Origin of the sequence: Sporosarcina beigongshangi, from assembly GCF_033485195.1 — a bacterium.
GTDB classification, from domain to species: Bacteria; Bacillota; Bacilli; order Bacillales_A; family Planococcaceae; genus Sporosarcina; species Sporosarcina beigongshangi.
In genome coordinates this window covers 1-9,290 of record NZ_JAWLIR010000057.1, presented here as the reverse complement: position 1 = coordinate 9,290, position 9,290 = coordinate 1, and the positions used below count along the sequence as shown (strand labels likewise).

At 43.9% G+C, this 9,290-nt stretch carries 9 protein-coding genes, 1 tRNA gene and 1 other RNA gene; 9 read left to right on the top strand and 2 right to left on the bottom strand.

Annotated elements, in window-relative coordinates:
- Positions 1–314 precede the first annotated feature (314 nt).
- Entirely contained in the window at positions 315–1,682 is a 1,368-nt protein-coding gene (locus tag R2B77_RS16985) for an aspartate kinase (protein WP_203249203.1), read from the bottom strand.
- A 154-nt stretch (positions 1,683–1,836) separates the two neighbouring features.
- On the opposite strand from R2B77_RS16985, the gene R2B77_RS16980 reads away from it, so the two are divergent.
- The 3 genes from R2B77_RS16980 to thrB are packed head-to-tail and all read left to right on the top strand — an operon-like array spanning position 1,837 to position 5,113.
- Positions 1,837–3,129 (top strand): homoserine dehydrogenase, encoded by a 1,293-nt coding sequence (locus R2B77_RS16980; protein ID WP_203249202.1) that lies wholly within the window; start codon positions 1,837–1,839, stop codon positions 3,127–3,129.
- 2 nt (positions 3,130–3,131) lie between these two features.
- A complete protein-coding gene (thrC, locus tag R2B77_RS16975) occupies positions 3,132–4,190 on the top strand; it encodes a threonine synthase (protein WP_203249201.1) in 1,059 nt (352 codons plus the stop codon).
- Positions 4,190–5,113 carry a homoserine kinase gene (thrB, locus tag R2B77_RS16970; protein ID WP_203249200.1) on the top strand — a complete coding sequence of 308 codons (924 nt, stop codon included), beginning with the start codon at positions 4,190–4,192 and terminating at the stop codon, positions 5,111–5,113. Before thrC ends, thrB begins: the two co-directional genes overlap by 1 nt.
- A 99-nt stretch (positions 5,114–5,212) precedes the next feature.
- Here thrB and R2B77_RS16965 read toward each other — a convergent pair.
- Positions 5,213–5,305: transfer RNA gene (locus tag R2B77_RS16965), tRNA-Ser, on the bottom strand.
- A 128-nt stretch (positions 5,306–5,433) separates the two neighbouring features.
- On the opposite strand from R2B77_RS16965, the gene ffs reads away from it, so the two are divergent.
- The 6 genes from ffs (at position 5,434) to R2B77_RS16935 (ending at position 9,162) form a co-directional block, all read left to right on the top strand.
- Positions 5,434–5,700, top strand: an RNA gene (gene ffs, locus R2B77_RS16960) — signal recognition particle sRNA large type.
- A 215-nt stretch (positions 5,701–5,915) separates the two neighbouring features.
- Positions 5,916–7,667 carry a DNA polymerase III subunit gamma/tau gene (gene dnaX / locus R2B77_RS16955; RefSeq protein WP_203249199.1) on the top strand — a complete coding sequence of 584 codons (1,752 nt, stop codon included), beginning with the start codon at positions 5,916–5,918 and terminating at the stop codon, positions 7,665–7,667.
- A gap of 22 nt (positions 7,668–7,689) precedes the next feature.
- Positions 7,690–8,010: a YbaB/EbfC family nucleoid-associated protein gene (locus R2B77_RS16950; protein WP_203249198.1), complete on the top strand. Its 321-nt coding sequence runs from the start codon at positions 7,690–7,692 to the stop codon at positions 8,008–8,010.
- An 11-nt stretch (positions 8,011–8,021) separates the two neighbouring features.
- Positions 8,022–8,618, top strand: coding sequence for a recombination mediator RecR (gene recR / locus R2B77_RS16945; RefSeq protein WP_203249197.1), 597 nt, complete (start codon positions 8,022–8,024; stop codon positions 8,616–8,618).
- Positions 8,619–8,630: 12 nt separating this feature from the next.
- Positions 8,631–8,843 (top strand): YaaL family protein, encoded by a 213-nt coding sequence (locus R2B77_RS16940; protein ID WP_203249196.1) that lies wholly within the window; start codon positions 8,631–8,633, stop codon positions 8,841–8,843.
- 1 nt (position 8,844) lies between these two features.
- Complete coding sequence (locus R2B77_RS16935) at positions 8,845–9,162, top strand: pro-sigmaK processing inhibitor BofA family protein (protein ID WP_203249195.1); 318 nt, start codon at positions 8,845–8,847, stop codon at positions 9,160–9,162.
- Positions 9,163–9,290: the final 128 nt, after the last annotated feature.

Here is a 9,290-nt window from a genome sequence, read left to right as displayed (position 1 = left end):
AATGCGATTGTGAAGCAATTTCCAGGTATGTTTTTGCCACTATGTTAAGAAAAACGGCACATCATCCAATGAGATGGTGTGCCGTTTTTCTTCATTCAGCAAATTATTTTGTACTGAAAGCGAAGCGTCAGCTACAGAAGACTCCCACCTCTACAGGGGGAAATGAATGTATTATGTTTTCCTTGTTCAGTGGGTGTCCAAACGCCTGCTGAATGAAGAAAAAGCCTCCGGCGGATGTCACAGATTTTGAAAGGAGTCAATCGAGCAAGCTCGATTCAAAATCTGGACGCAATTACGCCGAAGCGTAATTGATTTTAGGAGAGAACCGCAGATTCAATGAAAAACTCTGCGTACAACTCTTTCAAAATTTTCGTTTCATCTTTCTTATGAACGCCGAAGACGAGACTCACTTCGGAAGATCCTTGATTAATCATTTGGATGCTGGCGCCTGTACGTGCGATGGCAGAGGCGGCACGTGCAGCAAGTCCTGTTGAATGGCGCATACCTTCGCCGACGAGCACAATCATAGAAAAATCACTTTGAATATGGACGTCATCTGCTTTTAGCTCTTCCTTTACGCGATGGATGATGCGGGCTTCTTTATCTGCATTGATGAATTTACTTCGCAGGATAACAGATAAGTTATCAATACCTGATGGTGTATGTTCAAATGGAATTTCTTCTTCTTCTAATATTTGCAATAAACGGCGTCCGAAGCCAATTTCTTGGTTCATTAAATATTTGTCGACGAACAATGTAGAAAATCCATCGTCTGCCGCTATGCCAATAACGGGTTGTGTGGAATTATTGCGTTTTTTCACGATCAATGTGCCAGGTGCTTCTGGGTTATTGGTATTTTTAATGCACACGGGAACAGAACGACGGAATGCGGGCATTAGTGCTTCATCATGGAAGACTGAAAATCCTGCATAGGCGAGTTCTCGCATTTCACGATAGGTCATTTTGTCGATGGCAACAGGATTATCGACGACTGTTGGATTGGCCGCAAAGACGGAGTCGACGTCTGTGAAGTTTTCATAGAGTTCAGCTTCCGTTGCTGCGGCTAGTAGTGAGCCAGTAATGTCGGACCCTCCTCGGTTGAATGTACGGAGTGTTCCATCTTCTGTGTAGCCAAAAAATCCTGGGAAGACGACAATGCCCGGTTCATCGCGTAATTTGACGAGGCGCTCATCGCCTTCTGGTAAAGCACGTACACGTTCAGGGCGATTATTGACGAGCAGACCTGCCTCTTTGGGAGATATGTATTTGGCATCCATACCGATATGTGTGAAATAAGCGGCAATGAGTTTCGCGTTATTATCTTCTCCGGATGCTTTTAAAAAATCCATATAGAGAACAGGATCGTTTTTATCTCTAGCGAGACGTTGTTGTAAATCCTGTTCGATAACATGGACGATTTGCTCAGAAAGGCCAAGGCCTTCAGCAATTAGTCGATAGCGATTGACGACTTCCTCAAGTTCATTAGTTGTTTCTTTATCATTAAGTGCTTGTTCTGCAAGACGAATGAGCAAATCTGTTACTTTTTCATCCTCACCAAATCTCTTTCCTGGCGCTGATACAACTACAATCTTACGCGCGGGGTCAGATGTAACGATGGCTGCTACTTTTTTAATTTGTTCAGCTGATGCAACGGATGTTCCGCCAAATTTACAGACTTTCATTTTCATCAATCCTATCTTTTAATTAGTGACAATTATATGTTTTTTTGAACTTTATCTCAATCGGGGTTGTTATTGACCGAATATTTCACTATAATGTCCTTATGCAAAGAACGACTGTTTTTTCATAGTGTACATACAGTTAGGAGAATCGTCAATGAAAAATGAGATTAATATTGGATTACTAGGATTTGGAGTTGTGGGAAGCGGTGTGGCTAAAATCTTGGAAAACCACCAAGACGACTTGCGCCATAAGCTGGGTGTGCCTGTGACAATTAAAAAAGTGCTTGTGAAAGATCAATATAAAAAAAGGGATACCGTTTTGTCGCCAGAAATTTTCACAACGGATTTGAATGAGATACTAGAAGATCCGTCTATCGATCTCATTGTAGAAGTAATTGGCGGGACGTCTGAGGCTAAAGAAGCGATTGAAAGCTCGCTACGTGCAGGAAAAGGCGTCGTGACAGCTAATAAAGATGTGATGGCACAGTTCGGCCCTGGGTTGTTGAAGTTGGCAGATGAAAACAAATGTGATCTATTTTATGAAGCGAGTGTCGGTGGGGGAATCCCATTGATTCGCACGTTGGAAGATGGACTTGCATCGGATCGTATTAGTGCGTTGACGGGTATTGTCAATGGCACGACGAATTTTATACTAACAAAGATGAAGCATGAGAAGATGAGTTACGAGGATGCGTTAGCGGAGGCGACTGAGCTTGGGTTTGCAGAAGCCGATCCGTCTGCAGATGTGGACGGCATTGATGCTGCGCGTAAAATGGTTATTTTAGCTTCACTGGCATTCTCGACAGAAGTCCGTTTGGAGGATGTATTCGTCAGAGGACTGAAAGAAATCCGTGACGGTGACTTGGAGCTTGCGGAACAATTTGGTTATACAGTGAAGTTGGCGGGGGCTGCTAAGAAGAATTCAGACGGTATTGAAGTAGCGGTTGAGCCGGTTCTGTTTCCAAACTCGCATCCTTTGGCATCAGTGAATAATGAATTTAACGCGGTATACGTTTATGGTGATGCGGTTGGGGAGACGATGTTCTATGGACCGGGAGCTGGTTCATTACCAACTGCAACTTCTGTCACAGGAGATATTGTCGCGGCATGTCGTAACCTATTGCTTGGCGTGAATGGGAAAAGGCCACATGCTCCGCAATATGAGCGTAAAGTGAAAAGCGATGAGAATAAGTTTGCACGTTACTTCCATCGTATTCATGTTAGGGATGAAGTAGGTGTCTTGACGAAGCTAACGGCGATTTATAGTGGTCATGGTGCGAGTTTAGCGACGGTAATCCAGCATCCAGATAAAACAGGGGCTGACGCGGATTTGATTTTTATCACACATCAAATTTCTCGTAAGCAACATCTAAATATTGTAACTGAATTAAATCAAACACCAGAGGTCATTGGCGTACTAAGCCATTACCGAGTTGAGGGGGAATAATGATGAGAAGATGGAATGGATTGATTGACGAATATAAAGAATGGTTGCCCGTGACAGAGAAAACACCGGCATTGACGCTGCAGGAAGGGAATACACCCCTCATTCACCTAACGAATTTGTCTGAACGATGGGGCATTAATCTTTACGTGAAAACGGAAGGAACGAATCCAACGGGATCTTTTAAAGACCGCGGGATGGTCATGGCGGTTGCGAAGGCAAAAGAGGAAGGGAAAGAAGTCCTTATTTGTGCATCGACAGGGAATACATCGGCATCTGCGGCGGCATATGGTGCACGTGCAGGGATGCGGACGATTGTCGTCATTCCTGAAGGAAAGATTGCGCTTGGAAAATTGGCGCAAGCGAAAATGTATGGAGCAGAAATTGTGGAGATTGCGGGTAACTTCGACGTGGCGCTTGATATGGTTCGAGAGGCTGGCGAAGGAAAAGTGGCAGTTGTGAATTCCATTAACCCATACCGTCTGGAAGGCCAGAAGACGATTGCATTTGAAGCGATTGAGCAGCTTGGGAAAGTGCCGGATATTTTTGCATTACCGGTAGGGAACGCAGGCAATATTTCCGCGGCATGGAAAGGCTTTAAAGAATACGCAGAGCGAAAAGGAACTGCTTTACCATCGTTGCTTGGTGTACAGGCAGACGGGGCAGCACCAATTGTCTATGACCGTGTATTTGAAAATCCAGAAACAGTGGCGACGGCTATCCGCATTGGTAATCCTGCAAGCTGGCAATTGGCAAAGGATGCACTTGTAGAATCGAATGGAGCTATTTTGTCGGTAACAGATGAAGAAATTTTGGAGGCTTACAGCTTGATTGCCTCAACGGAAGGTGTTTTTGCTGAGCCGGGATCATGTGCGACGATTGCAGGTATTAAAAAGCGTCTGGATGCAGGATTGATTGAAAAAGGTTCAACGATTGTTGGTGTGCTAACAGGTAACGGCCTGAAGGATCCCGAAACGGCAATTATGGTGAATGAACAGAAGTCATTGCTGTCACGAGACCAATTCGACGCATTGTTGAATGAATTGAAAGAAGGAGTAAAGTAATGGGGGTAGCCAATTTTTCAGTCGTCGTACCCGCTACGACGGCCAATCTTGGCCCAGGATTTGATAGTATTGGGCTTGCGCTCGCTTTGTATATGAAGGTCGATGTTAAGCCGGCAAAGGCTTGGCTTGTTCAATATGAAGGTAAAGAGTACCAAGGGTTGGCAAGCGGGGAAGATAATTTGATTGTGACGACGATTCAGTATGTGGCGAAACGCTATGGACAGACGGCGCCTTCGCATAAGCTTAATGTCCAGTCGGATATTCCGCTCGGCAAAGGGCTTGGAAGTAGTGCAACGGCGATTGCGGCAGGTATTGAAATTGCGAATCAGCTGCTGGAGCTGAAACTCACTTCGAAGGACAAGGTGTTAATCGGTAGTGAACTAGAAGGCCATGCAGATAACGTATCAGCTGCTTTGTTAGGTGGGGTAACTATTTCTTATTTTGATGGTACTGAGATAGATGTGATCCATCTACCAGAACCAAAAATAGGCGTAGTGATGCTTGTGCCACCAAAAGCATTGCCAACGGAAGAATCGCGAGGACTTCTTCCTGAACAGTTGCCGCATGCAGTGGCGATTGCAGGAAGTGCTGCGAGTAGTGTTATGACAGCGGCTATTGCACGTGGAGATTGGGAAACGGCGGGCAAAATGATGGAGAAAGATGTTTTTCATGAACCGTATCGCAAGTCCTTGTTTCCCGATTTTGAGCAGATTCGCATAGCTTGTCATGAATATGGTGCATATGGCATGACGATTAGTGGTGCAGGTCCATCGGTCTTCATTGCTGTAAAGCAGGGTGAAGAGGGTGGGATAGCTGAGAAACTAGCAGCTGACTTCCCATATTATAATTGCATGGCTATTCAGCCTTCTGTTGCTGGCTCTAAGGTTAATAAAATAGACGTAAAAAAAGAAGCAGCCCGTTAAATCGGTCTGCTTCTTGTGGTTTTAACTAAATGTCCAAAATAAAAATTCGCTATCAAATAACGAATTCAATCTCCAAACTTATGCGCTAAGTTGAAAATATGGAGGAGGTAGAGGGATTCGAACCCCCGCGCGGTTGAACCCGCCTGACGGTTTTCAAGACCGTTCCCTTCAGCCGAACTTGGGTATACCTCCGTATCAACAAAATTCAATTTATCATGTTTAGATTACGCTGTCAACAGTTTGTTTAATATAAAATAATTGCAATAATTTCATGGATAAATATTTGATTTTTTACGAGACAATGAGTATACTAAGAAATGCCGTGCTAGGTGGGGAGGTAGCGGTGCCCTATCACTTGCAATCCGCTCTAGCAAGACTGAATTCCTTCTCGAGGCTGCCCGTATTGTAGGGTCTGCCTTTTGCACGTAGTGTTGACGTTTGGGTCCCGCGCAATGGAAACCCATGAACCATGTCAGGTCCGGAAGGAAGCAGCATTAAGTGGACTTTTTCATGTGCCGCGGGGTCGCCTAGACCGAGCTGGCGACAGGAGTAACGCTTATGTGCGGCTGTCAGAGGAAGGTGCACGGCTTTAATTTTATAATTCAACTCGTCCGTTTTTGGGGGCGAGTTTTTTTTCTTTAGCAAGAACTTCAGTTCTTGCTAAAGAAAATAAAGCTTCCGGCGGATGTCACAAATTTTGAATTGCGCTGAGGTGTAATTGATTGATTTAAAAAAGATTTAGCCGGGGTGTTTGTGTTATACTAGAAATATTATTGCATGGCGTCAAAAGGAGGAAGAACTGTTGGCTTATCAAGCTTTTTATCGTGTATATCGCCCCCAATCATTTGCTGAGATGTCTGGACAGCGGCATGTGAAACAAACACTGCAGAACGCCCTCCTTCATAATAAGACGACGCATGCTTATCTATTCTCTGGTCCAAGGGGGACAGGGAAGACGAGTGCTGCAAAAGTATTTGCAAAAGCGTTGAACTGCGAAAATGGTCCATCGAAAGAACCGTGCAATGAATGTCCAACATGTCTAAGCATTACAGAAGGTTCGAATACAGATGTGATTGAATTCGACGCAGCCTCGAACTCACGTGTAGAGGAAATGCGGGATATTATTGAGAAAGTCCGATTTGCCCCGTCGAATGCACGTTTTAAAGTGTATATTATTGATGAAGTGCATATGCTCTCAAACTCGGCATTCAATGCGCTATTGAAAACACTCGAAGAACCACCGTCACATGTTGTCTTCATCCTAGCAACGACGGAACCACATAAACTGCCTTTGACAATCATCTCAAGATGTCAGCGTTTTGATTTCAAGCCAATTACACCGATTGATATTATCGAACGGATGAAAGTTGTGCTAGCAGATACAGGCATCGAGTTTGACGAAGGTGCGTTGAAAGTAATTGCTCAGGCTGCCTCGGGTGGAATGCGTGATGCACTGAGTATGCTTGACCAAGTTGTATCGTTTAGTGGGGATCGGTTGACTGTTGAAGACGCTTTACTCGTCACAGGTTCGATTAGTGAGGACATCTTTCATCAATTGGCGGAAGCATTGCTCAGTAAAGATGCTGGGGTGGCACTTTCACTACTCGACCGCTTAATTGCGGAGGGGAAAGATGTATCAAGGCTAGCGGAGGATTTAATCACCTTCTTTAGGGATTTACTTCTTCTTCGAACAGCCCCAGATTTGAAAAATTTGCTGGAGCTCGTATCAGGGGATGAGCGTTTTGGAGAAATGGCGCAAAGATTTAATCCAGACATCCTCTATTCTTTTATAGATATACTGGCGAAAACTCAGCAGGAGATGCGATTCTCCAATCATGCAAAAGTGTATATTGAGTCTGCGTTATTGAAAATGATTCACCTTGATAGTGGTCCTAGTCAATTGGCTGGTAGCAATGAGGTCGTTGATACAGGGCTTGCACAGAAAGTAGTGGAGCTAGAGCGGGTCATTGCAAATATGCAACAACAAATTGCTAGTGGAGTAAGTGTACAAGGGACTGCAGAGAGAGCTACGCAGCCACGAAAAAATGCTTCTAAATCATCGCAGTCATTCAAGGTTCCAACGGGTAAGATAAACGAAGTATTAAGAGCAGCGACAAAACAGGATATCCAAACAATTCGAGAAGAGTGGGCGGGGATGATGCAGACGATGCAAAAATCACATGCTGCACTTCTTGGAGAAACGGAGCCTGTGGCGGCATCTGAGAATGCTTTTGTGTTAAAATTCAAATATGAAATTCATTGCCTGATGGCATCTGAAAATCCATCGTTACGATCAGGCTTGTCAGATGCTTTGCGTTCACGAACTGGCAAGGCTTATGAAGTTGTCTATGTTCCTGAGGAAGGCTGGTTGAAGGTGCGGGGAGAGTTTATCCAGAAAAGTGGGTTGGCTAAACCGCAGGAATCATCGGAAGAGGCGGCGGCTGAAGATATGCTGTCATTTGTGAAGGAAGCCGAGCAGGAGAATACAGATCCAATTGTAACAGAGGCGGAAAAGATTTTTGGCAAGGAATTCATAGAAGTCTATGACGACTAACAAATAAGAGGAGGAAACGAATATGCGTGGTATGGGAAATATGCAGGGTATGATGAAGCAAATGCAGAAAATGCAAAAGAAAATGGCTGAGGCGCAAGAGGAGCTTGGTGAAAAGCGTCTTGAAGGAGCTGCAGGCGGCGGTATGGTGAAAGTCATCGTATCTGGTGATAAGCAAGTTGTTGATGTGATTATTGATCCGTCTGTTGTAGATCCAGAAGATGTTGAAATGCTACAGGACCTTGTTGTCATTGCGACTAATGAAGCGATGGCGAAGGCTGAAGAATTAACGAACTCTACGATGGGTCAATTCACGAAAGGATTGAACCTACCTGGAATGTTCTAGGAGGAAAATCGATGCATTATCCTGAACCAATCTCAAAACTAATTGATAGTTTTATGAAATTGCCAGGTATCGGCCCCAAAACAGCGGGTCGACTGGCATTTTTTGTGTTAAGCATGAAGGAAGATACAGTGTTGGACTTTGCAAAAGCACTCGTCGACGCTAAAAGGAATTTACGTTATTGTTCGGTTTGTGGACATATTACGGATATCGATCCTTGTCATATTTGTCAGGATAAAAGCCGTGATGGTTCGATGATCTGTGTCGTGCAGGATCCAAAAGATGTAATAGCTATGGAGAAGATGAGGGATTATAAAGGACTTTATCATGTTCTTCACGGAGCAATCTCTCCGATGGACGGAATCGGTCCGGAAGATATCAATGTTCCTTCCTTATTAACACGTCTTCAGGATGAAACGGTTGAAGAGTTAATTTTAGCTACGAATCCTACAATTGAAGGTGAAGCGACTGCAATGTATATTTCGAGACTTGTCCGACCGTCTGGCATCATGACAACGAGAATTGCGCATGGATTACCAGTTGGAGGAGATCTTGAATATGCGGATGAAGTGACACTGTCGAAGGCGCTAGAAGGCCGCCGAGAGCTATAGGGGGCATTTTGCATGTTTGGACGAAAAAGAAAACTAAAAGCCGAATTTGATGAACGCCTCCGTGCGTTAATGATGGAAACGAAGGAAGAATGGGAACGCGCTAGAGAAAATGAAAAATATCTTAATGATTATGATCAAGCAGTGATGGTACAACGAAAAATTGCCGAGAGTAAACATTTTTATTTATTTAAAGAGGCAAAGGCTCGCCGATTAGGAAGAGACTAATATGTCTTCACGGGATCGCATAGAATGGATCATTCATTTGAAAGGGGCGTTTCCCGTGAAAGTTTTTGGTATTTTAGTTATCGGATTAGTTCTTCTTCTATTAATGGTGATGGATAAGAAGCAGATTCAAAAAGTGTTAGAGCGTTTATCCGTGTATTGGTTTCGATTGGCATTTGCGTTTTTAGTTCTTTTTGCTATGAACATTACAGGAGGATTTGTCGGAATCTATGTTCCGGTAAATATTGCCTCCGGTCTATTACTTGCGGTATTAGGCATCCCAGGAGTAGCCGCGCTTTGCACTTTCGCAATATTTTTGTAAAAAGTTTTTAAAAGTGTTGACATATGATTATAGATAATGTAATCTTATATAAGTCGCCAGTGAGGCAGACGAAATAATAAGAAACTCAAGTTGGTTTCTCTACTATATGAACCTTGAAAACTGAACAG